The sequence below is a fragment of the Streptomyces ferrugineus genome, from assembly GCF_015160855.1.
GTDB classification, from domain to species: Bacteria; Actinomycetota; Actinomycetes; order Streptomycetales; family Streptomycetaceae; genus Streptomyces; species Streptomyces ferrugineus.
Genome location: NZ_CP063373.1, coordinates 7,072,231 through 7,099,099, shown reverse-complemented (window position 1 = coordinate 7,099,099; position 26,869 = coordinate 7,072,231). Strand labels below are relative to the sequence as shown.

Genomic DNA, 26,869 nt, shown 5'->3' with positions numbered 1-26,869 from the left:
TCGTGGCGTGCTGTCGGCGAGGCGAACATATACCCCGGTGGGTACCAGTCCAGGGATCAGCGGCCCATGCCTCGCGGCCGTCCACGGCGCCACCGTGGAGTCATGGGCAAACACATCGTGATACTCGGCGGCGGAACGGCCGGCACCATGACGGGCGGGCGTTCCGGACCTGGTCACCCGGTACATGGAACGGAAGATGGACGAGCAGGTCGGTCGCTACGCGTCGTGCGCCGGGGTCCGGGGCTCGTCCACCCGGCCCGGCGTACCCGCGAAGCGGCGCAGCATGGACCAGCTGATCAGGACGCCGGCCGTCGCGGCCAGGCAGGCCCAGGTCCACGGGCTGGTGAGCAGGGTGTGGCGCAGACCGGGCGCGAGCTGCCGCGCCAGGACGAAGACGCCCATGACAGCGACGAACCAGCCGAAGGACTTGCGCAGCGCGTCCTGCGGGATGCGCCCGGCCAGTCGGCCGCCGAGCAGACCGCCGACGACGGCGGTCACCGTGACGAGGGTGGCGAAGCCCCAGTCGATGTGCACACTCGCCAGGTATCCGGCCAGTCCGGCGAACGACTTCATGGCGATCACCAGCAGCGAGGTGCCGACGGCCACGGTCATCGGCAGTCCGCCGAGCAGGGCGAGGGCGGGAACGACGAGGAAGCCGCCGCCGGCGCCGACCAGGCCGGTGACCAGTCCCACGACGACGCCGTCCAACAGGACATGCGGGACGGGGAGTTCGTGGTGGACCTTCTTCGGTGCGCTGCGCCGGCCGCGGATCATGGCGACGGCGGTGGCGATCATCATCAGGGCGAACGCGATCAGCAGGACGGTGCCGGGTACGAACTCGGCCAGCCGCCCGCCCGCGTAGGCGCCGGCCATGCCGGCCAGCCCGAACAGCAGGCCGGTGCGCCAGCGGACGCGTCCGGCGCGGGCGTGCGAGACGACCCCGGCGGCGCTGGTGACACCCACGACGAACAGGGAGGTGGCGATGGCCTCCTTGGTCTCCATCCCGGCCAGGTAGACCAGGACGGGCACGGTCAGGATGGATCCGCCGCCGCCCAGGACACCGAGGGCGACCCCGATGAGCAGGGACGCGGCGATGACGACGGCGATCACGGTGTGCCCCGCAGGGCGGTGACGATCGTGTCGAGGTCGGTGCGCGGACCGCGGTTGTAGGGCAGCTTCGACAGCAGCATGCCCATGGCGCAGGTGTTGGTGAGCGCGGCGACGGTCAGCCCGGCGCCGACGGCCGTGCCGATCAGCTGCAGACCGGGCACGAGCAGGCCCGCGAGGCCGGTCACCAGCACGATGCTCCCGGCGATCAGCCGCACCTGGCGTTCCAGGTCCCAGCGCTCCGGGCCCCGGGTGAGGACGCCCCCGGCCGCTTCCCAGGCCATGACGCCGCCGTCGAGGACACGCAGGTTGGGCAGTCCGGCCGCGGCGAGGGCCTGTTCGGCCTGGGCGGCGCGGGCGCCGGAGCGGCAGACGAGGACGACCTCGTCGTCGAGGTGGTGCAGCAGTTCGGCGCGGTGCTCGCGCAGGGTGTCGAGCGGAACGTTGTAGGAGCCGGGTATGTGGGCCGTGCGGAACTCGCCGGGCGTGCGCACGTCCAGCAGCCGGGGGCCGTCGCCGCTGTCGTGGAGTTCGCGCAGGGCGGCGGGATCGAGACGTGGCGGATCGGTCCGTGTGGTCATGGGGGTGTTCCTCGCTGTCGCGGAAGTGGTGGGGGGGGCGGGCGGCGGCCCCGACGGCAGGGGGCCGCCGCCCGGAGCGGGGTGGAGGTGGATCAGGCGTTGGCCGGGGCGGTCAGGGCGAGCCAGGCGCCGTAGCCGCCGAGGAGGTCGGAGACGTCGGTACGGCCCCGGTGGCGCAGCAGGCTGGCGGCGATGGAGGAGCGGTGCCCGCCCGCGCAGTGGACGACCAGGGACCGGTCGGCCGGGATCTCGTCGACGCGGCGGGCGAGTTCGGCCAGCGGGATGTGCAGCGAACCGTCGACGAAGCCCTCTTCACGCTCGGCGGTGTTGCGCACGTCCAGCACCAGCGGCGGCTGCGCACCGTCCAGCAGCCGGTGCAGTTCGTCCGCGGTCAGCCGGCTGGCCTGCGCCATCTCGTCCGCCAGGGCCGGGAAGGCGCCCTGGGGCTCGCGCAGATAGCCGCCGACCTTGTCGAAGCCGATGCGGGCGAGCCGGGTGACGATCTCCTCCTCCCGGTCCTGCGGCGCGATCACCACCACCTCCTCCTCCGGGCCGACGACCATGCCGGCCTGCTCGGCGAACCGTCCGTCGGCGGGCACGTTGACCGAGCCGCTCAGGTGCCCGGGGGCGAAGTCCTGCGGGGACCGCGCGTCCACCACGACCGCTCCGGCCGCGCGCCGCTCCATGAACTCCTCGACCGACAGCGGCCGCGGCGCGGCGGCCGCGTCGAACAGGCCGTGTTCCTTGCGGTTGAGGATGGCGTCGTAGACGAAGTAGGCGGGCGCGGAGGGCTGTCCCGCGGTCACCAGGTCGACGAACTTCTCCTCGCTCATCGGGCGGCAGGCGTAGTTGGTGACGCGCTGCTCGCCGATGGTGGACTGGCGCTGAGTGGAGAGGTTCTTGCCGCACGCGGATCCGGCGCCGTGCGCGGGGAACACCCGCACGGCGTCGGGCAGGTCCATCAGCTTGTGCTGGATGCTGTCGTAGAGCATCCGGCCGAGTTCGTCGGCGGTGACGCCGATCGAGGCGAGCAGGTCGGGGCGGCCCACGTCGCCGATGAACAGCGCGTCGCCGGTGAGGACGCCGTAGGGGACGGGGTCGGTGGCGTGCTCGTACACCAGGACGCTGATCGACTCCGGGGTGTGGCCGGGCGTCTCGAGGATCCGCAGAGTGACGTCACCGAGGCTGATCCGCTCGCCGTCGGCCAGCTTCCGGATGGGGTACTCGGCCTCGGCGCGCCGCCCGTATCCGATCCAGGCGCCGGTGCGGTCGGCCAGCTCCAGATGGCCGGCGAGGAAGTCGGCGTGGAAGTGGGTGTTGAGGACGGCCTCGACGGTGAAACCGTGGGTTTCGGCGTCGACGAGGTACTCGGAGACGTCGCGGCGGGGATCGACGACCACGGCCTTGCCGGTCGTCTCGTCGGCGATCATGTACGACGCCTGGGACAGGCAGTCGAGGTAGTACTGGGCGAAGAACATCGGGTGACCTCCGGTCGGGAGAGAATCGGATGAAATACCCCTGGGGGTATTCAGAAGCTTGGTCAGAGACGGCCGGTGAGCATGCCGCGCCAGTACACCGGCGGCAGGATGTAGCGCTTGAACACCCACATGTCCCGGCGCTCCTTGAAGGTGTCGATCAGCGGGAAGCTGGGCGCGGGCTTCAGGTCGTAGTCGAACTCGGCCAGCAGCATCCGGTCCCGGGCCGTCACCAGCGGGCAGGAGGTGTAGCCGTCGTACCGGCGCGACGGGGCACGGCCGCTCATGACGTCGAGCAGGTTGGCGGCCACGACCGGCGCCTGCTTGCGTACGGCCGCACCGGTCTTCGACGTGGGCAGGTTCGCCACGTCGCCGATCGCGAAGACGTCGCCGTGGTGCGGGTGTCGCAGGGTGTGCTTGTCCGCGGCGACGAACCCCTGCGGGCTGGCCGGGTCGGCGAGCGGACCGCTCTTGACCCAGTCCGGCGCGCTCTGCGGCGGGACGGCGTGCAGGAGGTCGTAGCCGATGGTCTCCTTGGCGCCGGTGGCGTGGTCCGTGATCGTGACCTCGCGGGCCTCGCCGTCGACGGCCGTCACCTCCGAGCGCAGCCGCACCTCGATGCCGTAGCGGGCGGCGACCTTCTCCAGCACCTGCGACCACGCTGGCACCTTGAACATCACCGGATCGGGCAGGACGAGGATGATCCGCATCCGGTCGAGGACCTTCTGCTTGCGCCAGTGGTCGGCGGCCAGATATGCGATCTTCTGCGGGGCTCCGCCGCACTTCAGCGGCGTGGCCGGATGGGTGAAGACGGCCGTGCCCGAGCGGGTGCGCCGGATGAGGTCCCAGGTCCGCGGGGCGTACTCGGGCGCGTAGTTGCTGCTCACCCCGCCATGGCCGACCGCCTCGGCCAGGCCCGGCACGCCGTCCCAGTCGAGTTGCAGACCGGGGGCCATCACCAGGTGTTCGTAGGTCAGCTCGGCGCCGCCGGACAGCGTCACCGTGCGGGCGTCGGGGTCGACGGCCAGCGCGCGCCGGCGGACCCAGCGCACACCGTCGGGTATGACGGCGCCCTCGGGGCGGCGGGAGGTGTGCAGCGGTGCCTGGCCGCCGCCGACCAGGGTCCACAACGGCTGGTACCAGTGGGTGTCGGACGGTTCGACGAGGGTGATGTCGCTGACGCCGGCCCGGCGCAGTCGGGCGGCCACGCTGATGCCGGCGCTGCCGCCGCCGATGACGGCGACGCGGTGACGACCGGAGAGCGGTGCGTCGGAGGGGGAGGGGGTGGCGGCCAAGGCGGTGCTCCTTCCTCTGGCCTGGGTGCGGGTGTCGGGGCGCAGGCGGGGGAACTCGGCACAGGCCCCAGGGGTGGTCAGGCCGCGGACTCGTGGGAGCCGGCCGTGATCGGGCGGCCGCTGCGGGCCCAGGTGCCGGTGCCGCCGGTGACGGAGTAGGCGTCGATGCCGCGGGAGGTCATCAGATCGGCGGCGGTCCTGCTGCGGTTGCCGCTGGCGCAGATGACGTACACCGGCCGGTCGACGGGAAGCTCGCCGCACCGGACGGCCACCGTGCGCAGCGGCATCGGACGGGCGCCCGGCACATGCCCGGCCGCGTACTCGTCCGGTTCGCGGACATCGACCACCACGCCGCCGTCGGACCAGGCCGCGGCGAACGTCTCCTGTGCTGCTTCCCGAGCCATTCGTTGCCTCCTCAAATACCCCCGGGGGTGTCTTGACGGCGAGAGTACGGCGACTCGGGGAGGAGCGTCAAATACCCAGGGGGGTATTTGCCTGTCGGGCAAATGTCCGGAAAACGTCCTGCTGGGGGCGCACACGACCGTGGCCCCGTTCCCGGCGGTCGGGAACGGGGCCACGTGGGCGGAGAGGTCTGTCGCGGTGACCGGTCAGTTGGAGGTGGGGAAGTCGAAGCCGGCGCTCACCTGCTGCTTGGGCTGGGGCCAGCGGGTGGTGACGACCTTGGGGCGGGTGTAGAAGCGGACGCCTTCGGGGCCGTGGATGGGGGAGTCGCCGATGAGGGAGTCCTTCCAGCCGCCGAAGGAGTAGTACGACATCGGCACCGGCACCGGCACGTTGACACCGATCATGCCGACGTCGACCTTGCGCTGGAAGCGGCGGGCGGCCTCGCCGGAGCCGGTGAACAGGGCGGTGCCGTTGCCGTAGGGGTTGGCGTTGATGACGTCGATGGCCTGGTCGAGGGTGTCGACGCGGACGATGGCGAGGACCGGGCCGAAGAGTTCCTCCTTGTAGGCGTCCATCTCGGTGGTGACGTGATCCAGCAGGGAGGGGCCGGTGAAGAAGCCGTCCTCGTGGCCCTCGACCTTGAGCCCGCGGCCGTCGACGACGACCGTGGCGCCCTGGGCGGTGGCGGTGGTGACGGCGTTCTCGACGCGCTCCTGGGCGGCCTTGGTGACCAGCGGTCCCATCTCGGTGCCGGGGGCGTCGCCGGGGCCGACCTTGACCTCGCGGGCCTTGCGCTGAAGGACCTCGACCAGCCCGTCGGCCGCGTCGCCGACGGCGACGGCGACGGAGACCGCCATGCAGCGCTCACCGGCGGAGCCGTAGGCGCCGGCGGTGATGTGGTCGGCGGCGAACTCCAGGTCGGCGTCGGGCAGGACGACGGCATGGTTCTTGGCGCCGCCGAGGGCCTGGACACGCTTGCCGGCCGACGTGGCCTTCTCGTGCACGTACTTGGCGATCGGCGTCGAGCCGACGAAGGACACCGCTCGGATGCCGGCGTGGGTGAGGATCGCGTCCACGGCGTCCTTGCCGCCGTGGACGACGTTGAAGACGCCGTCGGGCAGGCCGGCCTGGCGGTAGAGGTCGGCGACGAAGTTGGCGGCGGACGGGTCGCGCTCGCTGGGCTTGAGGATGAAGGTGTTGCCGGTGGCGATCGCGATGGGGTGCATCCACAGGGGCACCATGGCAGGGAAGTTGAACGGCGTGATGCCCGCGACCACGCCCAGCGGCCGGCGGAAGTCGTGCACGTCCACACCGCGCGAGACCTGGTCGGAGAAGCTGCCCTTGAGGACGTCGCCGAGGCCGCACGCGAACTCGACGACCTCGCGTCCGCGCACGATCTCGCCGCGGGCGTCGTCGACGGTCTTGCCGTGCTCGGCGGAGATGATCCGGCCCAGCTCCTCCTCGTGCTCCAGAAGAAGCTGGCGGAAGGCGAACATCACCTGGGTGCGCTGGGTCAGCGACGACTCCGACCAGGTCTCGAACGCGCTCGCGGCGGCGCTGACGGCGGCCTCCACGTCGGCCGCCCCGCCGAGGACGACCCGCGCCTGCTCGGCACCCGTGGCCGGGTTGAAGACGGGCGCGGTCCCGGGGCCGGTCCCGGGGGTGGGGGAGCCGTTGATCCAGTGCTGGATGGTCTTCACGTGAGGGTGTCCTTACAGGTAGTGGCGCTGGTTCAGCTTGTGGGCGGCGTACGTCTCGTACGCGGTGCGCGTGGAGTCCAGGGCGGACACCTCGCTGACCGGGACGTCCCACCAGCCGTGGCCGGGCGGGTGGGGCCCGTACAGGTCGGTCTCGACATGCACGACGGTGGTGCGGCCGGCCGCCTTGGCCTTCTCCATCGCGCTGCGGAACTCCTCGACGCTCGTGGCGTGCAGGACGTCCGCGCCCAGCGAAGCGGCGTTGGCGGCGAGGTCGACGGGCAGGACGTCGCCGTCGAGCCGGCCCGAATCGTCGTTGCGGAAGCGGTACTTGGTGCCGAAGCGTTGCGAGCCGAGGGACTCGGACAGGGCGCCGATGGAGGCGAAGCCGTGGTTCTGGACGAGGACGATGATGACTTTCAGGCCCTCGGAGACCATGGTCACGATCTCCTGAGCCATCATCAGATAGGAGCCGTCGCCGACCAGGACGACGACCTCGCGGGAGGGGTCGGCCATCTTGGCGCCGACGCCGGCGGCGACCTCGTAGCCCATGCAGGAGTAGGCGTACTCGACGTGATAGGCCTTCGGGTCCCGCGCGCGCCACAGTTGCTGAAGGTCACCGGGCATGGACCCGGCCGCGTTGATCACCACGGCCCGGTCGTCCAGGACGTCGTTCAGCGCGCCGAGGATCTGCGTCTGGGCGGGCAGCTCACCGGTGTTGCGGTCGGGCGCGAAGCACTCGTCCTCGATCTCGCGGGTGCGGGCGATGAGGCGACGCGTGCGCTCCCGGTACTCGGGGGCCACCTCCCACTCCGACAGCGCCCCAGCGAGGGCCTGGATGCCGAGGCGGGCATCGGCCACCAGCGGCTGGGCCGAGTGCTTGACGGCGTCCAGGCGGGCGACGTTGAGGTTGAGGAAGGTGACCTCCGGATTGGCGAAGACGGTGTGGCTGGCGGTGGTGAAGTCGCTGTAGCGGGTGCCGATGCCGAGCACCACATCGGCGTCCTTCGCCAGCTCGTTGGCCGCGTACGACCCGGTGGAGCCGATGCCGCCGACCGCGTACGGGTGGTCCCACGGCACCGCGCCCTTGCCGGCGTGGGTGTCGGCGACCGGGATGCCGGTGGCCTCGGCGAACGCGCGCAGGGCCGTCTCGGCACCGGAGTAGACGGCGCCTCCGCCCGCGACGATGAGCGGCTTCCTCGCGTTCCGCAGCAGCGCGGCGGCCCGCTCGACGGCGGCCGGCTCCGGCAGCGGGCGGCCCACGTGCCAGACGCGGCGCCGGAAGAAGTCCACCGGCCAGTCGTACGCCTCCGCCTGGACGTCCTGCGGCAGCGCGAGGGTGACCGCGCCGGTCTCCACCGGATCGGTCAGCACCCGCATCGCGGCCAGCGCGGCCGGGATCAGCTGCTCGGGGCGGGAGACGCGGTCGAAGTACTTCGATACGGCGCGGAAGGCGTCGTTGACGGTGACGTCCCCGCCACGGGTGTCCTCCAGCTGCTGGAGGACGGGGTCGGCGGCGCGGGTGGCGAACATGTCACTGGGCAGCAGAAGCACCGGCAGCCGGTTGGTGGTCGCCAGCGCCGCGCCGGTGATCATGTTCGTGGAGCCCGGACCGGTCGAGGCGGTGCAGGCGAAGGTGGCGAGCCGGTCGCGCATCTTCGCGTACGCGACCGAGGCGTGCACCATGCCCTGCTCGTTGCGCGCCAGGTAGTACGGCAGGTCGGCCTCCTGGGTCACGGCCGCCTGGAGGAGGGCCTGCCCGACGCCGGCCACGTTGCCGTGCCCGAAGATGCCCCAGACCCCGGGGATCAGCCGCTGCTCCTGGCCGTCGCGCTCGCTGTACTGGTGGGCCAGGAAGCGGACGAGCGCCTGGGCGGTGGTCAGTCGTACGGTGTTCATCGGTTCTCTCCGAAGGGCAGCCGGTCGTCGACGTCCTGGGAGTCCCCGGTCGAACGGACCCGTCCGTGTGCCGGGTCGTCGCAGATCAGCCAGGCACGCTCCTGGCCGGGACCGGCCATGACGTCGAGGTGGTAGAGGTCGTATCCGGGTGCGGCGATCGAGGGGCCGTGCCGGCCGTGCGGGACGAGGACGGTGTCGCCGGAGCGGATCTCGGCGAGCACGTCGATGCGCCGGTCCTCGGTGCCGTGGACCCGCTGGTGGCCGAAGCCGTTCCCGTCGTCGGCGACCTCGAAGCAGTGGATCTCCTCCAGCTCCGACTCCTCGCCGGGGCGGGCCTCGTCGTGCTTGTGGGGCGGGTACGAGGACCGGTTGCCGCCGGGGGTCAGTACCTCGCACACCAGCAATTGCTCGGCCTCGAACGTCCCCGGCAGGCAGTAGTTGTCGACCTGCCGTGAACACGCCCCGGCGCCCCGCAGTTCGACGGGTACGTCCTCCTTGCGCCCGTACCGAGCCGGTTGACCTCCCTGCTCGGTACGGGCGGAGGGCAGCGCGAACCTCCCACCGGATGCGCTGCTGACCAGGGCCTCCGACCCGCCGGGGAGGTGGGCGAAGTCGGTGGCTGAGGCGAACACGCCTGTCCGGCCTGTGAGTTCGAGGGCCGTGCCGTCCGTGGTTGCGGTGCAGGAGCCCGTCAGCGGCAGGACCAGGAACTCGCAATCCCCGGTGGACAGGGCGTGTGCCTCACCGGGCTGCAGGGTCAGGATCCTGAGCCCGGAGTATCCCCGGCCCGCCGATTCCGGCGTGACCAGGACGTCGTAGGAGCCGTCGGCCGAACTCCCCGCCGGCAAGTGGTACTTGGCCGTCACAGCAGGCTCACCGCCCGGTCCACGGCACCGGCGACGTCGCCGTTGGAGGGGTACAGGAGCGAACGGCCCACCACCAGGCCCTGTGCGGTGGGCTGCTTCAGCGCCTTGCCCCAGGAGGCGAAGGCCGCGTCGGGGTCGGTGACCTCGCCGCCGAGCAGCAGCGCGGGCAGTGTGGAGGAGGCGAGGACACGCTCCATGGCGTCGACGACCGGCAGCTTCAGCCAGGTGTAGGCGGTACGGCGCCCCAGCCCCGAGGCGATGGTGATCGACTTGATCACGGCGTCGGTGGACAGGTCGTTGCGGATCTTCCCGTCCTGCCACCGGGAGATGAACGGCTCGACCATCGCGATCAGCTGACGGTCGTTCAGCTCGTCCACCGCGCGCGCGGCGTTCTCCAGGGCGGACGGCGTGGCCGCGTCGTCGAGGGCGATACGGGTGAGCATCTTGCCGCCGTCGAAGCCCATCGCGGCGATCGTGGCGGCGTCGTAGCCGGTGAACCGGTCGTCGATCTCGAAGACCGAACCGGCGAGTCCCGCGCGGTTCATGGATCCGAAGACGCTCTTGCCGTCCAGGACGCCGAGCAGCAGCAGGTCCTCCAGGATGTCGGCGGTGGCCAGCACCCCTGTCACGCCCGGCCGCTCCAGCGCGACGCACAGCCGGTCCAGCAGCGCGAAGCGGTCCGCCATGGCGTTGGGGTCGCCGCCGACGCCGTTGGCGCCGCGCGCCGGATGGTCGGCGGCGATGACCATCGCCCTGCCGTGCTCACCGAGCAACGAGGTGGCCTTCACGCGTCGCGCGGCGGCCGCCTCGATGGCGCCGGGGTCGCTGACCCGGGACTTCACGACCCGGCTGACGTTGTCGTACGGCACGTGGTCACGCCTCTCGCTGGAAGTTGTCGGGGACACCGGGCCCTGTCGCGCGCAGCTTCGCCTCGACCTCGGCCTCGGTGGGCATCGCGTCCGAGCAGGACAGCCGGCTCGCGACGATGGCACCGGCGGCGTTGGCGAAGGACACGGTGCGGCGGGTGTCCCAGCCGGACAGCAGACCGTGGCAGAGCGCCCCGCCGAAGGCGTCACCGGCACCGAGGCCGTTGACGACGTCCACCGGCACCGGCGGGATCTCGGCGGTCGAGCCGTCGCGGTCCATGGCCAGCACGCCCTTCGGGCCCTGCTTGACCACGGCCAGCTCCACCCCGGCGGCGAGCAGCGCCTTCGCGGCGGCGTACGGCTCGCGCTCTCCGGTGGCGACCTCGCACTCGTCGACGTTGCCGACCGCGACGGTGGTGTGCCGCAGGGCCTCGGCGTAGTACGGACGCGCCTTGGACCGGTCCTGCCAGAACATCGGCCGCCAGTCGAGGTCGAAGACCGTCGTGCCCGCCTTCGCCCGGTGCGCGAGCGCGGCGAGGGTCGCCGAGCGGCTCGGCTCCTCGCTCAGCCCCGTACCCGTGAACCAGAAGACCGCCGCGTCCCGCACCGCGCCCAGGTCCAGCTCGTCGGGCTGGATGTCCAGGTCGGGGGCCTTGGGCAGGCGGTAGAAGTACAGCGGGAAGTCGTCCGGCGGGAAGATCTCGCAGAACGTCACCGGGGTCGGCGCGATGTCCGACGTACCGACGAAGCGGCTGTCGACGCCGTAGCCGTCCAGGGCCGTACGGACGAAGTCGCCGAACGGGTCCCGGCCCGTCTTGGTGATCACGCCCGCCGCGTGCCCGTACCGGGCGGCGGCCACCGCGACATTGGTCGGGCTGCCGCCGAGGTACTTGCCGAACGAGGTGACCTCGGCCAGCCCCACACCGGTCTGGAGCGGGTACACATCCACTCCGACGCGGCCCATGGTCAGCACTTCGAACGGCATCACGCTGGTTTCCCTTCGCTCCGGAGGATCCCGGGATGGAGGTGGTCTGGAGACGGCGGCTTAGAGCGCTTTAAGAACACGCCCCAGCACGTACGATGACTGATGTCCGAATGTCCTGTCAATGGAGCGTCGCCATCCGGCAGGCGGTTTTAAACGTTTTAAGTGGTGGTACCATCGACGGCCTCATGGACGTGTGCCAAGGGTGCTGCCGCAGTCGACGGGAGATCATATGGACGAGCTCGGCTCCGGTCCCCCCGCGGGCGGCAACGGTGCGAGTCCACGCCCCCGGCTGGAGGACGTCGCCGCGCGCGTCGGCCTGTCCACGGCGTCGGTCTCGCTGGTGCTGCGCGGCATTCCCGGCCCCAGTGAACGCACCCGGCAGCGCGTCCTGAAGGCGGCCGCCGAACTCGGCTACCGCCCCGACCGCACCGCCAGCGCCCTCGCCAGCAGGCGCAGCCGGCTGCTCGGCGTCATGGTCGACGTCCACAGCGCCTTCCAGGCCGAGTTGGTCGAGCATCTCCACACGACCGCCGAGCAGGTCGGCTACGACCTCGTCCTGAGCACCCAGACCCGGACCCGCGACGAGAGCACGGCGGTCGAGACGCTGCTGGCCTTCCGCTGCGAGGCGCTGATCCTCCTCGGCCCGGTGGCCCCCGCCTCCGCCCTCGCCGACCTCGACCGCAAGGCGCCCGTCGTCTGCGTGGGCCGCCGGATCACCGGCGCCGACCTCGACGTCGTCCGCAGCGCCGACGACGCCGGAGTCGGCCAGGTCGTCGACCATCTCGTGGGCCTCGGCCATCGCGCGATCGCCCACGTCGACGGCGGCAAGGGCGTCATCGCCACCGACCGGCGCCGCGGCTACCGCAGCGCCATGCGCCGCCACGGTCTCGACGAGCGGATCAGGATCCTCCACGGCGACCACACCGAGGAGGCCGGCGAGAAGGCCGCCCGGCAACTCCTCGACAGCGGCGACTTGCCGACCGCCGTCGTCGCCTACAACGACCGGAGCGCCATCGGCCTGCTCACCGCCTTCCGGGCGGCAGGGGTCGACGTTCCGGGCGCCGTGTCGGTCGTCGGCTATGACGACGACACCCTGTCCCGGCTGAGTTGCTTCAACCTCACCACCGTCAGTCAGGAAGCCGAAGAGCAGGCCCGCGAGGCCGTGGTGGCCGTCGTCGAACGTCTCGACCAGGAACGCACCGCGCCCCGCGAGATCGTCCTCGCCCCGTCGCTGGTCGTACGCGGCACCACCACGAAGCCGCGCTGACCGTGTCGAACCGCTCTGTGCGGGGCCCGGGCGGCCGGGTGCGGCGGACGGCCACCACGTCGACGTCCTCGGGCGGGACCGAGGTCCGCCCTCGTGTCCCACCGCTCCCCGGGGCCCCAGTACGCCGGTCCCGGTCGGACCGGCGCCGGGCGGCCGACGAGGCCGCGAAGGGCGAGCCGGACGTAGGCGCCCACGGGTCAAGGTGATGCTCAGACGAGGCCCCGGGTGGCGTAGAAGCCGGGGCGGGGCTTCATGTCGGTGCCGATGACGCGGCCCGACTGCCGTGCCGCGACGGTGGCGTTGGAGACGACGGTGGCGGCGTAGCCGTCCCAGGCCGAGGGTCCGGTGGGCTCGTCGCCGGCGGTGAGGGCGGTGATCCACTCGCGGAACTCGGTGTCGAAGGCGTCCCGGAAGCGGCCCACCCAGTCCGTGAGCACCTCGGTGCTGTGCCGGGCGGCGGTGCGCACGCCGACCGCGGCGGGGTCGGGGAGGCGGACGAGGCCCTCCTCGCCGACGGTCTCGCACTGGATGTCGTAGCCGTACTGGCAGTTGACGAAGACCTCGAGGTCGATACGGACGCCCTTGGCGGTCTCGAACAGCATGATCTGCGGGTCCTTGAGGTGTTCGAACCGCTTACTCGTGGCGCGCGGGGTGATCACCTGGGTGGAGATGATCTCGTCGTCCAGCAGCCAGCGCAGGACGTCGATCTCGTGCACGGCCGTGTCGAGGGCGGCCATGTCGGAGGTGTACGACTGCGGCACGGTGGGGTTGCGGTGGGCGCAGTGCACGATCAGGGGTTCGCCGATCCGGCCGGAGTCGATGACCTGCTTCAGCTGCCGGTAGCCGGTGTCGTAGCGGCGCATGAAGCCGACCTGGACCAGACGGCGGCCGTGGGCCATCTCGGCCTCGACGATCTTCAGGCAGTCCTCGGCGGTGGTGGCCAGCGGCTTCTCGCAGAACACCGGCTTGCCGGCCGCGATGGCGTTCAGCACGTGTTCGGCGTGGGTCGGGCCCCAGGACGTCACGAGGACGGCGTCCACGTCGTCCGCCGCGATCAGCTCACCGCCGTCGGCCGGCACCCGGGCGCCGACCCGGGCCGCCGCCTCCCCGGCGCGCGCGGCGTCGATGTCGGTGACCGCGGTGACCTGGGCACCGGTCACGGTCTCGGTGAGACGGCGGATGTGGTCCTGACCGATCCAGCCGGCCCCGATCACTCCTACGCGCACGGCCATTGCGGGCGTCCTCTCTCTGACCGGGCCCCTGCGCCTCGCGCTGACCCCGGATGTGTGGGGGCGGTAACAATCTCGTTTAGAACGCTTTAATAGCGCGCTCTAGTCCGAGTACGATGGCGGCCGCCTGAATGTCATGTCAATAGCTTGTCGCTACGAGGTTTCCGCCTCGGTGTGCGCCGAGGGCTGCGTGACCGTAGGCGGGGATCCGGCGCTCGATGGTGCATCGGTCGATCGTCGAGCAAGATGTCAGGACATAATTTTGTCCTGACTATTGATGGGCGCCTCTCCGACTGGCAAGCTCCCGGCAACCCGATGAAATCTGCCGGTTACGGCAACTATGCGGAGGTATGCCCATGCTCGACGGAGAAATACGGACTTCCACGCGTGCGGCGTTGCCGCCGGATGCTCCCGGGGCCCATACGAAGCGGCTCGGCCTGATCGCCGTCATCGCGACCTTCGGCGGACTTCTCTTCGGCTACGACACCGGCGTCATCAACGGCGCGCTGGCACCGATGAAGGAGGACCTCGGGCTGACCGCCTTCACGGAGGGCTTCGTGGTCAGCATCCTGATCTTCGGAGCCGCGTTCGGCGCCCTGGTCGGTGGCCGGCTCGCCGACGCCTACGGTCGCCGGCACAACATCCTGATGCTCGCGGGCGTCTTCACCGTCGGCACCCTGGGCTGCGTCGTCGCCCCCAACTGGGAGGTACTGGCCCTCTTCCGGTTCGTCCTGGGTCTCGCCGTGGGCGGCGCCTCGGCCACCGTTCCCGTCTACCTCGCGGAGGTCTCTCCCGCCGAGCGGCGCGGCAGCCTGGTGACGCGCAACGAGGTCATGATCGTCTCCGGGCAGTTCGCCGCGTTCGTCATCAACGCCCTCATCTTCAACATCTGGGGCGAGCACGACGACGTCTGGCGCTACATGCTCGTGGTCGCCGTCCTCCCCGCCTTCGCCCTGTTCTTCGGCATGCTGCGAATGCCGGAAAGTCCGCGATGGCTGATCTCCAAGGGCCGGGAGGCAGAGGCCCTGGAGGTGCTCCGGCAGATCCGCAGCCCCGAACGGGCGGAGGCGGAGATGGCCGAGGTGCACGCCCTGGCCGAGGAGGAGAAGCAGGCGCAGACCGGCGGCTGGGCCGACCTCTCCGTGCCGTGGATCCGCAGACTGCTCCTGATCGGCATCGGGCTGGGTGTGTTCCAGCAGTTCACCGGCATCAACTCGATCATGTACTACGGCAGTCAACTGCTCGAGGACGCCGGGTTCTCCGCCAAGGCCGCCATCATCGCCAACACGGCCAACGGCCTGTTCAGCGTCCTGGGCATCACCGTCGGCATCCTGATCATGAACAAGATCGACCGACGCACGATGCTGCTCGGCGGCTTCGCCCTGACGACGTCCTTCCACATCCTCGTCGGCCTGTCGGCGACGCTCCTGCCGGACAGCACCGCCAAGCCCTACATCATCCTGTTGTTCGTGATCTGCTTCGTGTTCTCCATGCAGGGGACGATCGGACCCCTGGTCTGGCTGCTGCTGGCGGAGATCTTCCCGCTCAAGATCCGCAGTTTCGCCATGGGCCTGTGTGTGTTCATGCTCTGGATCGCCAACGCCGGCGTCGCCTTCGGCTTCCCGCCCGTCGTCAGCGCACTGGGCATCGCCCCCACCTTCTACATCTTCGCCGGACTCGGCGTAGCGGCCCTGCTGTTCATCCACACGATGGTGCCCGAGACGCGGGGCCGTTCCCTGGAGCAGTTCGAGGACGAGTTCCGGGCCGAGCACGCCTGACCACCATCAGCCAACTCCCCGATTGGTCATCCCATGTCAGTCATGGTCGCCGTATCAGACACTCCCGAGGGCGTGGCCGCCCTGGCCGCCGGTGTCGCCGAGGCCGAGCGGTTCGCCACCGACCTGATCATCGTCAATCTGTCCCTCACGAAAGCGGACACCTCGTCGATCCCGTCCACGCTCAACTTCAAGATCATTGATCGCGAGGGCAGGGAAGACCGGGACCCGGCCGAAGCCGTCCTCGACGAAATCCAGGACCATGCCGTCGACCGCCTCGTGATCGGCATCAAGCGCCGTTCGGCAGTCGGCAAGGCGCTGCTGGGCAGCATCAGCCAACGGCTGCTGATGGACTCCCCGGTCCCGGTGGTGGCGGTGAAGGTGGGCATCCAGGGCGACTGACCCTGCCGCCTCCGCCCGTCGGGCATTCTCCGGGCGCCTCGAGGCGGAGGACCCGGACCTCGCGCTGGCGGTGACAGCGGGCGCCGTACTGGCACCGGGCCAACCGCCGCAGCGGGTGAGGGCATCGGCTGGAAGGCGGGTGGCCCTGACGCGGCGTTCCGGAGTCCGCGCGCACGATCGGACGTCGCGGCCGCCACGTGCGCCCCGGCACGGATGTAGCGGAGCGCACGAGGCGCCAGGCCGTGGTGCGCGTGGGCCAGTTCGAGCCCGCGGCGCGGCAGGGCCCGACTCAGCCCGGGGTGGCGGCGGTGCCGGAATCCCGTTCGCCTCGCTCCGTCCGGGCGATCACCCGATCACCCGGACGGAGCGAGGCGAAGGTCAGGTGCCGCGTGCCGCTCACATCCACCCGGCTCGATCGGCGGGCGGTTGACGGCGTACGCGTCACTGGCTGTCGGTGCGCGGGGTGATCTCCGTTGAGCGGCCCTCATCTAAGGCCAGTCCCGTCGCTTGAAAATCACGTACAAACTGACGCAAACAATGCCCATCAGGCCGATCGCGAAGGGGTAACCGAAGTTCCAGTCCAACTCCGGCATGTGCTCGAAGTTCATCCCGTAGATCGTCCCGACCAGCGTCGGAGCGAACAGAATGGCCGCCCAGGAGGAGATCTTCTTGAAGTCGTCTACCGGGTGGCGTTGACCTGCGTCGATGCGGCCATCCATGTCTCTGACCAGCGCTGATGCTTCTTTCAGTGCCTTTCAGGCTGACGTCGCGTTACGCAGTCGATTCTCCCCACGCGCTCCCCAGTAGTGCTCATACTCCCCAGATTCTCCCTAAAGCGTGTTGCAGAACGCTGTGATCAGGCAGGCTGAACTGGGCGTTTGTCGCGTCTGGTCACGCGGTGAGGGCGAGGTTGTGCATGCGGGCGACGGCCTGAACGGCGTGATGGAGGCCGTCGCCGCGCTGCCGGCAGTCACGCAGGATCTTGTAATTCTTCATCCGTCCGATCACATGCTCCACACGGGCGCGGACCTTGCGGTGCTCCGCGTTGTCCTCCTCTTCGCCCTTGAGTAGCGGCCGTCCGGGGCGTTTGCGGTGCGGGACGATCAGGCCGGTGTTGAGATAAGCGCCGTCGCCGAGCACCGTCACGCCTTCGCAGTGCTCGGCCAGTCCGGAGCGCCGCCAGGCGTGCGCGTCCGCGGTGGTGCCCGGCAGCGGACGGGCCGCGGCCACCACGAGCCGGGTGTCTGCGTCCACGATGACCTGCACGTTTGCTGAGAAACGGTAGTTACGCGAGGAGGCACCCACACCTCGGTCACGGACCGGGATGAGGGTGCCGTCCACGATCCACAACCGCTCGACTGCCTCCTGCGGGGCACGTACCGGCTCGAGCGCGAGCAGCGGCCCCAGCCGCTGGATCACCCGGCACACGGTCGCCGGGGAGATGCCGAACAGCGGGGCGAGCTGCCGCATCGTGAGGTTCGTGCGGTAGTAGACAGCCACCAGCAGCACCCGCTCGGCCAGCGGAAGCCGCCACGGACGACCCCACCCGCACCCCTCACCACCACGTTCCCGAACCGCCCTTAGCAGCCGCCCGAACTGCTCAGCCCGCAGACCGGTGAACGTCTCCACCCAGACCGGCTCAGCCCTCAACACCCCACCCATGCAAGGGAAATGCCCTGATCACAGCGTTCTGCAACACGCTTTAGGTTTTCGCGAATGCCGGAATTCGGCCGTGGCTGGTGGTTTCGTCTCACTGACGGCTGATTGCCCGTGAGATGCCGGCGGTGACGGTTGTGGCGAGGACCCAGCCAGCAGCGGTCAGTCCGTAGGCAAGCCATTGTCCGATGCCTCGTGGTGCGAAAGCCGCCTCCTGCCCGAAGGTGATAATGGGGACCAGCAGGTCGAGCGTGTAGAAGACGGCGTTGAACGGCGGTGCCTTTCCCGCTTCGAGCGGTGCGGGGGAATGGACTGCGAAGAAGATCGCACCACAGGCGAGAAGAGCCATGAGCCAGAGGCCGGCGCGCAGAGGCCGGTAGCCGTAGCCGACGGTCGTGTCCTGGATGTAACCCCAGACGCGGATGTGCGGGGGAAGCGTAGCTCGCCTATGGCGTTGCTTGGCCAGCAGCACCGTGCGTGCTTCGTCCTCGTGTCCGAGCCGCCGGTACGCGGCTGCGAGCTGTTCGTACGGCTGCGGGACATAGCCGTCGGTGCCGCGCCGGAGCCAGTCGAGCCGTTCGGCCGCTGCCAGGGGGGATGCGAGGGCGTCGTAAGTGGTCTCGGCCAGCCGGATGTCTGCCGGCCAGGTGTCCGGGGTGTCGTACAGGGTACCCAGATGGGCGTTGCGTGCATCGACGGTGCCGTCGATCGGCCGCTGGGTACGCAGATCTGTCTCCCGGGCCTGGGTCATCCGCAGGGACAAGGCGGTCTCGCCAGGATGTGTGAGCGTGATGTCGCGGAAGCTGAGCTGCGTACCGATGTTGCTGCCGTCAAGCTGGATGCCGCCGTTGACGGCGAGGCCCCGCCCGAGGTCGAAATTGCGGGTGACATGAACGTCGACAGCATCCAGCGCGACGTCGCCGGCGTTGTTGAGAACGGCGCCGCAGAAGCCGATCGCGGCCGAGACCACGGCACCGGACAGGATGATCCGCCCCTCGGCTCTGAAGCCCGGGTGGAAGGTGAAGTCCTCGGTGATCTGGACATGGTAGGCGTCCAGCGCGTTGCCCTCGGGATTGCTCAGGGAGGCGCCCTCCAGGTCGAACTCGCCGTCGATGGAGGCACCGGATACGCGGAATTCTCCCTGGACAGCCAGGTTGGTGCACAGTACGTCGCCGCCCACGGCGACATGGACCGCGGATATCGCCTCGGACCCCGGCGCCGTGACCACGGTGTCGCGGAGGTCCAGGTCACCGTGGATCTCGGCGCGGTTCAGTATGAGGGGTCCGGTCAGGTGGCATCGGGACAGCACCAGTCGGCCCTCGATCTGGGCCATGTCGGCGGCAAGACCCGGCAGGGAGCTTCCGGGGAGGACCAATTCGCGGAGCCTGGCGCCCTGCAGCAGGGGTACTTCGTCGAACCGGCAATCGGCCAGGACAACCGGCACGGCAATCTCGGCGAATCGCAGATCCAGGCTGCCTGCGATGCGGGCGCCGGTGAGGCGGAGTGCCGGACGGTCACCCGGGGCGGGATCGGCACCAGCACCCAGCAACAGCGCCTCAATGACGTCGGCCCGTATCGCGCATTCCGCCGATGACGTGCCGTCGCGAACATCGACGGCAGTGCCCTGTAGGAAGGAGTTCCACAACAGACGTTCAGCAGCACCAAGTTCATCAAGACGCATGATCGACGATCATGTCGGTGCGGACCCACCCAGGACAAGACCTGACAGCTGACCCCGCAGACGAGTCAGCCACGGGCACGCCTGCGCGGGGCATGTCCCTTCACGCAACCGCGGTCAGAGCCTTGATTCTCCCCAGATTCTCCCCAGCGCCCTCAGAGACGTTTGAGGCGTCCGGGATCGGGGGTCTCCGACCTGTTGAGTGACCCCTCGCTCGGTGGTTACTCAGAGCCAATATCGCCGCTTGAAGATGACGTACAAACTGGTGCAAACCGCAGCCATCAGGACGATCGCAAAGGGGTATCCGAATACCCACTGCAACTCCGGCATGTGCTTGAAGTTCATCCCGTAGATCGTCCCTACCAGCGTCGGAGCGAACAGAATGGCTGCCCAAGAGGAGATCTTCTTGATCTCCTCGTTCTGCTCGAACCCCGCCTCCGCCAACGCCCGCATCTCCGCGTTCTGCTGCTGCGTCACCAGCGTCGCGTTGACCGTGAGAATCTCGGTGAGGGCCTGGCGGAAGCCGTCGACGCGTTCGCTGGTGTGGGTGACGTGGTCGGCCACGTCGCGGAGGTAGCGCTGGAGTTCCTCGTCCGTGCCGTATTTCGAGAAGCCGGCCATCAGGCCGTGCAGCATGCCGACCAGGGGGCGGGTGGCGCGTTGGAACTCGACCATTTCGCGGGAGAGTTCGTAGATACGGCGGGAGACCTCGGGGTCGCCGCGGAAGACCTCGGTCTCGATCTCGTCGATGTCGATCTGGACGCCCGCCACGACCGGTTCGTAGCCGTCGACCACCGCGTCCAGTATCGCGTAGAGCACCGCCTCCGGGCCCAGCTTGAGCAGCTCCGGCGTCTCCTCCATGCGGCGGCGCACCGCCGACAGGTCGGGGGCCGCGCCATGGCGCACCGTGATGACGAAGTCGGGGCCGACGAAGACGTGGAGCTCCCCGAAGTCGACCTCCTCGGGCGCGTCGAGGTAGCGGGCCGCGCGCAGGACGACGAAGAGTGTGTCGCCGTAGCGCTCCAGTTTGGGCCGCTGGTGCGCCTCCATCGCGTCCTCGACCGAGAGGGGATGCAGGTCGAACTCGGCGGCCAGGGAGAGCAGCTCGGCCTCTGTGGGGCGGGCCAGGCCGATCCACGCCATGCCGGAGGGCTGGTCACGCAGTTCGCGGTAGGTCTCGGCCAGGGTCGCGGGGGTGGACACGCGCACGCCGTCCCGGTACAGCGCCGCCTGGACGACACTCGCCACCTCGGACGGATCCGGCTTCGCGGAGCGCGACGCGGGCTCGGGTGGCTGCGGCTCCGGCGGGTGCGGTGGGGTGACGGCTCGGCGCCAGACGGACTTCATGGCCTTCTTGGGGGCGGGGCGGGCGCGTCGCTGGGACATCGCGGCTGCCTCCCGGTCGGTGCGACGAGGGCGTGATCACGGAGCAGGATATACGGGGCGAATGACATGCGTAGGACGGGCCGATCCGGGATTCGGTGAGAGATGCGGACGGTATCTGTCCGCAAGTCTCACTAGCGTGTGCGGCATGACTCAGCGGACCAGGCCCGAGACGGTGACAGCGCCCGAGACGGCGGCAGCGCCCGAGACGGCGGCAGCGCCCGAGACGGCGGCAGCGCCCAAGACGGTGACAGCGCCCAGTACGACGACGGCAGCGCGGACCAAGGCGGTGAAGGCGATGGCCAGGACAGAACCCGTCCTCAGCACCCGCGCCCTCAACCGCGCCACCCTCGACCGGCAGCTCCTGCTGCGCCGCTCCGGGCTGTCCGCCCCGGCTGCCGTGGAGCATCTGGTCGGCCTCCAGGCCCAGGAGGTCAAGCCGCCGTACTACGCGCTCGCCGCCCGCCTCGACGGCTTCACGCCCGAGGCGCTGTCCGCGCCGCTCGCCGACCGCTCGGCCGTGCGCATCGTCACCATGCGGTCGACCATCCATCTGCACACCGCCGACGACAGCCTCACCCTGCGCCCGCTGGTGCAGCCCGCCCGGGACCGCGAGATCAACTACTTCCGCAAAGGGCTCGTCGGTGTCGACCTGGAGCGGCTCGCCGGCATCGCCCGAGAGCTGGTCGAGGAGGAGCCGCGCACCATGAAGCAGCTCCGCGAGGCCCTGAGCGCCGAGTGGCCGGACGCCGATCCGCGGGCCCTGGCCGTCGCCGCCCGCTGCTCGCTGCCCCTCGTCCAGGTGACCCCGCGCGGGCTGTGGGGCCGCAGTGCCCAGGTCGCCCTGACCACCGCCGAGCACTGGCTGGAGCGCCCAGCCGAGCCGGCCGCCTCACCCGACGCCACGGTCCTGCGCTATCTGGCCGCCTTCGGGCCGGCCTCCGTGAAGGACTTCCAGACCTGGTCGGGGCTGACCCGGATGCGCGCCGCCTTCGAACGCCTCCGCCCCGGGCTGCTCACCTTCCGGGACGAGAACGGCGTCGAACTCTTCGACCTCCCCGACGCCCCGCGCCCCGACCCGGACACCCCGGCCCCGCCCCGTCTGCTGCCCGAGTTCGACAATCTCCTGCTCTCCCACGCCGACCGCACCCGCGTGATCCCGCCCGCGAACCGCGGCCGCACCTGGCAGGCGAACACCTTCTACCGCCCGCTCCTCGTCGACGGCTTCCTCGCGGGTGTGTGGCGCATCCTCGGCGACGCCCTCGTCATCGAGCCCTTCGGTGAGCTCACCAGGGTCCAGCGCGGGGAGGTGACCGAGGAGGCGGCGCGGATCCTCCAGGTCCTGCACCCGGAGGAGGCGTACGACGTCCGGTTCGGGACCGTCATCCCCTAGGGGGTGTGTTGAGGCTGCTCAGTCCGCGCGGCCCGTCACCGCCACCGTCAGCCCCAGCCCGATCATGGTGCAGCCGCCCGCCCCGCCGATCAGCGAAAGGCGCCGGTCCGAGCGGGCGAACCAGGTGCGGGTGGCGGAGGCCGTCAGGCCCCACAGGGTGTCCGTGATCAGGCCGATCATGATCGGGACCAGGCCCAGCACCAGCATCTGGAGGGGGACGTGGCCCGCCGACTGGTCCACGAACTGGGGGAGTACGGCGGCGAAGAACACGACACCCTTGGGGTTGGTGACGCCGACCAACGCGCCGTCGAGGACCGTCCGCAGGTCGCCGCGGGCCGGACGCCGCGCCGAGGCCGGTTCGGTCGCCGACACCCGCAGGTCCCCCCGGTGCCGGAACGCCTGCACGCCCAGGAACACCAGGTACGCCGCGCCCGCCAGCTTGACCCCGAGGTAGATCGCCGCGGACCGCTCCACGAGGGAGCCGATGCCCACCGCGACCGCGACCACCAGCAGATACGAGCCGAAGACATTGCCGATGGCCGTCGCCACCGCGGTCCGGCGGCCGTGGGCCAGCGCCCGGCCGATGACGAACAGCACGCTGGGTCCCGGGATCAGGACCACCAGCAGCGACATCGCCGCGAAGGCCAGCAGCCGGTCGGCGGACACCATGTCCCTCACCTCCGTACGATCCCGGCCATTCAACCCCGGGGCGGGCGGACATGGATAGGGGGCGTTGCGGGCCGCTCGTGGAGGCCCGCAACGCCCCCTGGTCTTTCACCTGAGCTGTGCTCAGGAGACCTGGACGACGCTCCCGGTCAGGACTCGACCTGCTCGGTCACCTCGTCCGAGAACGTGGTCAGCCGGGTGTAGACGCCCGGGTAACCGGCCTGGGCGCAGCCCTCGCCCCAGGAAGTGATCCCTGCCAGGACGCCCCCGATGATCAGGGGACCGCCGCTGTCGCCCTGGCAGGTGTCGACGCCGCCGGAGGTGTGACCGGCGCAGACCATGTCGGACGCGAGGAAGTCCGAACCGTAGGAGCTGGAACAGGTGGCGTCGGACACCGTCGGCACGGTCGCCGTGCGCAGCTGGTTGGAGGAGCTGCCGCCCGAGGAGGTGGTGCCCCAGCCGAGGATGCGGGCGGTGGTGCCGGACGCGTAGACGCCGGTGTCCGAGGAGTCGACGTACGACACTGGTGTGTACGGCATCGAGGTCGACAGGGTCAGCACGGCCACGTCGTTGCCGTCGGTGACGTCCTGGTAGTCCGGGTGGATCCAGATGTCGCTGACCCGGCTCACCGTGCCGTCCGTGCCGCCCAGGTGGGTGCGGCCGCCGACGACGCGGACGCTGCCGGTGGTCTCGCCGACCATGCAGTGGGCCGCGGTGACGACCTTGGTGGCCGACACCAGGGTGCCGCCGCAGAACTGGTCCTGCGAGGCGTCCGTGATCTGCATCATGAACGGGTACGTGGACGTCGTGGTCGTCGTGCCGCCGACGATGCGCGATGACGCGGCCTCAGCGGTGGGGGCGCTGAGCACAGCCGCCGCGGCCGCGGCGACGGTGGCCGCGACGGCGGCCGTCTTTCTGGCACGGGTGAGCCCGAACATGAGTCTCCTCATTGGGATTGCCGGTGGGGGGACGCGCGGGTGTGGGGGGTGAGCACGGGGGTCGCGGGACCGACCCCCGTGTGCCCGGCGATCGGCACATCCACAAGGTAGGTCCCGGAAGTTCCCCTTCCCAATGAGGGATGCCCCTAAGGGAGTTGGGCAGGGAAAACCCTCGGTCGTGCCGGCTAAACCACGCAGACCGACAAAGACGGGTGAACTTACGTCGTCCGGCGTCCCGCCGCCAGTCTGACGATGTCGACCCGCGAGCGGATCCCGAGCTTGCGGTACACGCGGGTCAGTGTCGCTTCGACCGTCTTGACGCTGATGAACAGCCGCGCGGCGATCTCCCGGTTGGTCGCGCCCTCCATGACCAGCGCGGCGACCTGACGCTCCATCGAGGCGAGCCCGTCCAGACCGTCGAGTCCGTCCGGCGTGGCGACGGGGGCGGCGGGCGCCGTCTCCACGGTGGGCGCGGTGGCCGCCGCCTCGACCCGCCGCAGCCAGGGCAGCGCCCGGCAGCGGCGGAACAGCCGGGTCGCCTCCTCGTACGACGCCGGCCCCGAGGCCTCGGTCCGCAGCTGGGCCAGCGCGAAGGCGGCCCGGGCCTCCTCCAGGCCGTACCCCAGCTTGCCGAGCCGGTCCTGAGCCGACGTCAACTGGGCCACGGCGGCCTCCTGCTCGCCGCGGGCCGCGCGCAGCAGTGCCTCGGCCCGGTCCAGCACGGCCAGGACGCTGTCGCGGTCCAGGCGCAGCGCGTGTTCGCGCGTGACGTCGATGAGGTCCTGCGCCTCGGCGATCGCGCCGGTGCGCACCAGGGCCTCGGCGAGGTCGCCGTGCCAGCGGCCGCGCGCCGGATCGGTGATGCCGAGGCCCTGCTCCACCTCACGCACCCGGCGCAGCGAACGCACCGCCGCCTCCGTGTCCCCCGCCACCAGCTGGGCGTGGCCCAGAGCGGTCAGGGCGCGCGAGACGTACATCTGGTCGCCGTCCTCCTCGGCGTGCTCCACCGCCTCCCGGGCCAGCGCCAGCGCCCGCTCCACGTCCCCGCCCGAGGCCTCCGCGAGCGAGGTCAGCACGGCCGAGGCGACCTCGCCGATCCCCGTGTCACGGGCCAGCCGCAGGCTCTCGCGGGCCAGGTCGAGGGCGCGGCCGCAGTGGCCGGAGTGCAGCTCGGTCTCGGCGACGCCCCGCAGGAAGTGCACCTCGCTCTCGACCCAGCCGTGCCGGCGCACCTCGCGCAGCAGCGTCGTGACCGCCGCCCGTGCCTCGGGGAGCTGGTCGCTCATGATCAGCCAGCGGAACCGGGAGTAGCCGGCCCCGTTGTGATGGCAGGCCACCCTCGGGTCCTGGGGTTCCTCCAGCGCGCGCCGGATGGTGGCGGGGGCGTCCGGGTGCCCCATGAGGGTCTCGATCTGCGCCTGGAAGGCGAGCGCCATCAGCTCGGTGTAGCGGTCGTCGGCCCGTGCGGCCAGCTCCGCGACATACGCGGCCTCCCCACGGGCCTCGTCGAAGTCGCCCTCCACGAGCAGGGCGCGCCAGGTGAGTTGGTAGTGGACCAGCGCGAGCAGCTTGGGGTCGTCGCCCGCGTCGGCCAGGGCCTGCGGGAAGATCGAGTCGACCTCGGCCATGGCGTGGCCCGCCGTCTCGATCACCGCGATCCAGGCCCGTACCCGCTCCGCCGGCACGGCCGTGCGTGCGAGCACCTCACGGGCGATGTCCCGGGCGAGGTCCAGTTCGCCGGCGGTGATCGCGTCCTCGGCGGCCTCAAGGCGCAGCACGTCCGGGCTCGGCGTGCCGTCCGCCGGGGTGTGCCGGGCGGCGAGCAGGGAGAGCTGTGCGGCCACCGACGGCGCGCCGCGGTCCCGGGCCAGCGCGCCGGCCTCGGCGAGGCGCGCGGCGACCTCGGGGTCGGTGCCGGTGGTCGCCAGGGCCAGGTGCCGGGCGCGTTCGATGGGGTCGGAGGCGGCCGTGGACAGCGCGGCGTGCGCGGCCCGGCGCTCCTGTGCGGGTGCCTCCGCGTACAGCGCGGCGGAGATCATCGGGTGCGCGAACCGTACGGCGGGACCCTCGGGCTCGGTCGCCAGCAGCCCGAGTCCGGCGGCCTGCGCCGTCTCGGCCTCGGCGTTGTGACGGCCGGCCGAGTGCAGCAGTGCCAGCGTGGGGCGGGCGCCGGCGCTCGCGACGAGGAGGGTGCGGCGGGCCTCCTCCGAGAGCATCTCCAGGCGGTTGAGCACCAGGGCGCGCAGCGAGGTCGGCACCGGCAGGGGCTCGCCGGGGCGGGGCGGGGTGGCGTTCTCGGCGAGGGCGCGGCCCAGTTCGAGGGCGAACAGGGCGTTGCCGCCGCTGGTGCGGTGGATGTCCCGGACGGTGGAGCGGGGCAGGCCGGTGTAGCCGCGGTGGTCGAGCAGGGCGGACATCTGGGCGCGGGAGAGCGGGCCCAGCCGTACGGCGAGGGTGTCCGGCGGGGACATGCGCAGATGACGGTCGTACTCCTCGCCCTCGGTCCGCACCGCGCACAGCATCCGCACCGGGGTGTCGCCGAGGCGGCGGGCGGCGAAGCCGAGGAGTTCGGCGCTGGCCGGATCCAGCCACTGCAGGTCGTCGGCGACGACCAGGACGGGACCGGTGTCGGCCAGGGTGCGCAGGGCGGACAGCACGGCCAGGCGCAGGGCCAGTCCGTCGCGCTGGAGGGTGGACTCGCCGCGGCCGGTGAGCGCCGACTCCAGGGCGGTGCGCTGGGCGGCCGGGAGCCGCCCGGACACCTCGTCCAGGACCAGGCCGAGGAGGTCGGCCAGCGCCAGGAAGGGAAGGTGGGATTCGGACTCCGTGGGCGAGCAGCGCAACACGGTGCGCGCGGCGCCGCCGTATTCCCCGGCCAATGCCCGCAGGACCGTCGACTTCCCAATTCCGGCAGGCCCGTGAAGCAGCACGCTGCCGCCCCGCCCGAGCTGCTCACGCGCGGCCGTGAACAGCTCCTCCCTGCCGATGACCTGGTCGGGGCGGCATCTGGCAGGCTCCTTGAAGTCCCGTCGCACGGTCACCGCTCCCCTCCGTGTGTCGTGTCCGGGCCAATATTAGGCAACAGTTCTTTGAAATTCGGACCGACCGCGTGGTGAGGCAAATAACAACCCGGGAGCATGGGGAAATTCAAAGCGCGGATGAATGAATGGGGGGTTGTCGAGGCGGGCTGGACCACCGCCGCGCGGCACCTCCGGGCAGCACCAACGCCGTACCCCTGCCGCGCCCTTGACGGCAGCACCCGCTCGGCCCCGACCCGCACGGCCTCCACACCCACCTCCGTAGGTC

The 26,869-nt window shown here is 70.8% G+C and carries 21 protein-coding genes and 1 pseudogene; 4 read left to right on the top strand and 18 right to left on the bottom strand.

Annotation, left to right across the window (positions count from 1 at the left end):
- Positions 1-216: 216 nt before the first annotated feature.
- From IM697_RS31820 to iolC, 10 genes are all read right to left on the bottom strand, one after another.
- Positions 217-1,110 carry a sulfite exporter TauE/SafE family protein gene (locus tag IM697_RS31820; RefSeq protein WP_194039533.1) on the bottom strand — a complete coding sequence of 298 codons (894 nt, stop codon included), beginning with the start codon at positions 1,108-1,110 and terminating at the stop codon, positions 217-219.
- A complete protein-coding gene (locus IM697_RS31815; protein ID WP_194039532.1) occupies positions 1,107-1,688 on the bottom strand; it encodes a rhodanese-like domain-containing protein in 582 nt (193 codons plus the stop codon). Before IM697_RS31815 ends, IM697_RS31820 begins: the two co-directional genes overlap by 4 nt.
- A gap of 92 nt (positions 1,689-1,780) precedes the next feature.
- Positions 1,781-3,166, bottom strand: a complete 1,386-nt coding sequence (locus IM697_RS31810; RefSeq protein WP_194039531.1) for an MBL fold metallo-hydrolase — start codon at positions 3,164-3,166, stop codon at positions 1,781-1,783.
- A 62-nt stretch (positions 3,167-3,228) separates the two neighbouring features.
- Positions 3,229-4,458, bottom strand: coding sequence for an NAD(P)/FAD-dependent oxidoreductase (locus IM697_RS31805; RefSeq protein WP_194039530.1), 1,230 nt, complete (start codon positions 4,456-4,458; stop codon positions 3,229-3,231).
- Positions 4,459-4,535: 77 nt separating this feature from the next.
- Positions 4,536-4,862: a rhodanese-like domain-containing protein gene (locus tag IM697_RS31800; RefSeq protein ID WP_194039529.1), complete on the bottom strand. Its 327-nt coding sequence runs from the start codon at positions 4,860-4,862 to the stop codon at positions 4,536-4,538.
- Between the two features lie 204 nt (positions 4,863-5,066).
- The gene (locus IM697_RS31795) at positions 5,067-6,563 is read right to left on the bottom strand and encodes a CoA-acylating methylmalonate-semialdehyde dehydrogenase (protein ID WP_194039528.1); all 1,497 of its coding nucleotides are present in this window, start codon (positions 6,561-6,563) and stop codon (positions 5,067-5,069) included.
- Between the two features lie 12 nt (positions 6,564-6,575).
- Positions 6,576-8,459, bottom strand: a complete 1,884-nt coding sequence (gene iolD / locus IM697_RS31790) for a 3D-(3,5/4)-trihydroxycyclohexane-1,2-dione acylhydrolase (decyclizing) (RefSeq protein WP_194039527.1) — start codon at positions 8,457-8,459, stop codon at positions 6,576-6,578.
- Complete coding sequence (gene iolB / locus IM697_RS31785) at positions 8,456-9,325, bottom strand: 5-deoxy-glucuronate isomerase (protein ID WP_194039526.1); 870 nt, start codon at positions 9,323-9,325, stop codon at positions 8,456-8,458. The genes iolD and iolB overlap by 4 nt, the downstream gene beginning before the upstream one ends.
- A complete protein-coding gene (locus IM697_RS31780) occupies positions 9,322-10,194 on the bottom strand; it encodes a Cgl0159 family (beta/alpha)8-fold protein (protein WP_194039525.1) in 873 nt (290 codons plus the stop codon). The genes iolB and IM697_RS31780 overlap by 4 nt, the downstream gene beginning before the upstream one ends.
- Positions 10,195-10,198: 4 nt before the next feature.
- Positions 10,199-11,176, bottom strand: a complete 978-nt coding sequence (gene iolC / locus IM697_RS31775; protein WP_194049968.1) for a 5-dehydro-2-deoxygluconokinase — start codon at positions 11,174-11,176, stop codon at positions 10,199-10,201.
- A gap of 229 nt (positions 11,177-11,405) precedes the next feature.
- Between iolC and IM697_RS31770 the strand changes: the two genes are divergently transcribed.
- Positions 11,406-12,443 (top strand): LacI family DNA-binding transcriptional regulator, encoded by a 1,038-nt coding sequence (locus tag IM697_RS31770; protein WP_194039524.1) that lies wholly within the window; start codon positions 11,406-11,408, stop codon positions 12,441-12,443.
- Between the two features lie 209 nt (positions 12,444-12,652).
- On the opposite strand, the gene IM697_RS31765 is transcribed toward IM697_RS31770, so the two are convergent.
- Positions 12,653-13,675, bottom strand: a complete 1,023-nt coding sequence (locus tag IM697_RS31765) for a Gfo/Idh/MocA family protein (protein WP_194039523.1) — start codon at positions 13,673-13,675, stop codon at positions 12,653-12,655.
- Positions 13,676-14,022: 347 nt separating this feature from the next.
- Between IM697_RS31765 and IM697_RS31760 the strand changes: the two genes are divergently transcribed.
- Positions 14,023-15,450 (top strand): sugar porter family MFS transporter, encoded by a 1,428-nt coding sequence (locus tag IM697_RS31760; protein WP_407699559.1) that lies wholly within the window; start codon positions 14,023-14,025, stop codon positions 15,448-15,450.
- Positions 15,451-15,522: 72 nt separating this feature from the next.
- Positions 15,523-15,849: a universal stress protein gene (locus tag IM697_RS31755; protein WP_228044260.1), complete on the top strand. Its 327-nt coding sequence runs from the start codon at positions 15,523-15,525 to the stop codon at positions 15,847-15,849.
- A 488-nt stretch (positions 15,850-16,337) separates the two neighbouring features.
- Here IM697_RS31755 and IM697_RS31750 read toward each other — a convergent pair.
- The 4 genes and pseudogenes from IM697_RS31750 to IM697_RS31735 form a co-directional block, all read right to left on the bottom strand.
- Positions 16,338-16,529 (bottom strand): annotated as a pseudogene (locus IM697_RS31750) (CorA family divalent cation transporter); the annotation flags it as partial.
- 211 nt (positions 16,530-16,740) lie between these two features.
- On the bottom strand, positions 16,741-17,511 hold the full coding sequence (locus IM697_RS31745; protein ID WP_194038123.1) for a transposase family protein: 771 nt from the start codon (positions 17,509-17,511) through the stop codon (positions 16,741-16,743).
- Positions 17,512-17,599: 88 nt separating this feature from the next.
- Positions 17,600-19,186: an oxidoreductase gene (locus tag IM697_RS31740; protein ID WP_194039520.1), complete on the bottom strand. Its 1,587-nt coding sequence runs from the start codon at positions 19,184-19,186 to the stop codon at positions 17,600-17,602.
- A gap of 222 nt (positions 19,187-19,408) precedes the next feature.
- Complete coding sequence (locus tag IM697_RS31735) at positions 19,409-20,569, bottom strand: magnesium and cobalt transport protein CorA (RefSeq protein WP_194039519.1); 1,161 nt, start codon at positions 20,567-20,569, stop codon at positions 19,409-19,411.
- 295 nt (positions 20,570-20,864) lie between these two features.
- Between IM697_RS31735 and IM697_RS31730 the strand changes: the two genes are divergently transcribed.
- On the top strand, positions 20,865-21,959 hold the full coding sequence (locus IM697_RS31730) for a winged helix DNA-binding domain-containing protein (protein ID WP_194049967.1): 1,095 nt from the start codon (positions 20,865-20,867) through the stop codon (positions 21,957-21,959).
- A gap of 18 nt (positions 21,960-21,977) precedes the next feature.
- Here the strand turns inward: IM697_RS31730 and IM697_RS31725 are convergent, their stop codons facing one another.
- From IM697_RS31725 to IM697_RS31715, 3 genes are all read right to left on the bottom strand, one after another.
- Positions 21,978-22,628, bottom strand: a complete 651-nt coding sequence (locus IM697_RS31725; RefSeq protein ID WP_194039518.1) for a LysE family translocator — start codon at positions 22,626-22,628, stop codon at positions 21,978-21,980.
- A gap of 146 nt (positions 22,629-22,774) precedes the next feature.
- A complete protein-coding gene (locus tag IM697_RS31720; protein ID WP_194039517.1) occupies positions 22,775-23,563 on the bottom strand; it encodes a S1 family peptidase in 789 nt (262 codons plus the stop codon).
- 218 nt (positions 23,564-23,781) lie between these two features.
- A complete protein-coding gene (locus IM697_RS31715; RefSeq protein WP_194039516.1) occupies positions 23,782-26,604 on the bottom strand; it encodes a helix-turn-helix transcriptional regulator in 2,823 nt (940 codons plus the stop codon).
- Positions 26,605-26,869 lie beyond the last annotated feature (265 nt).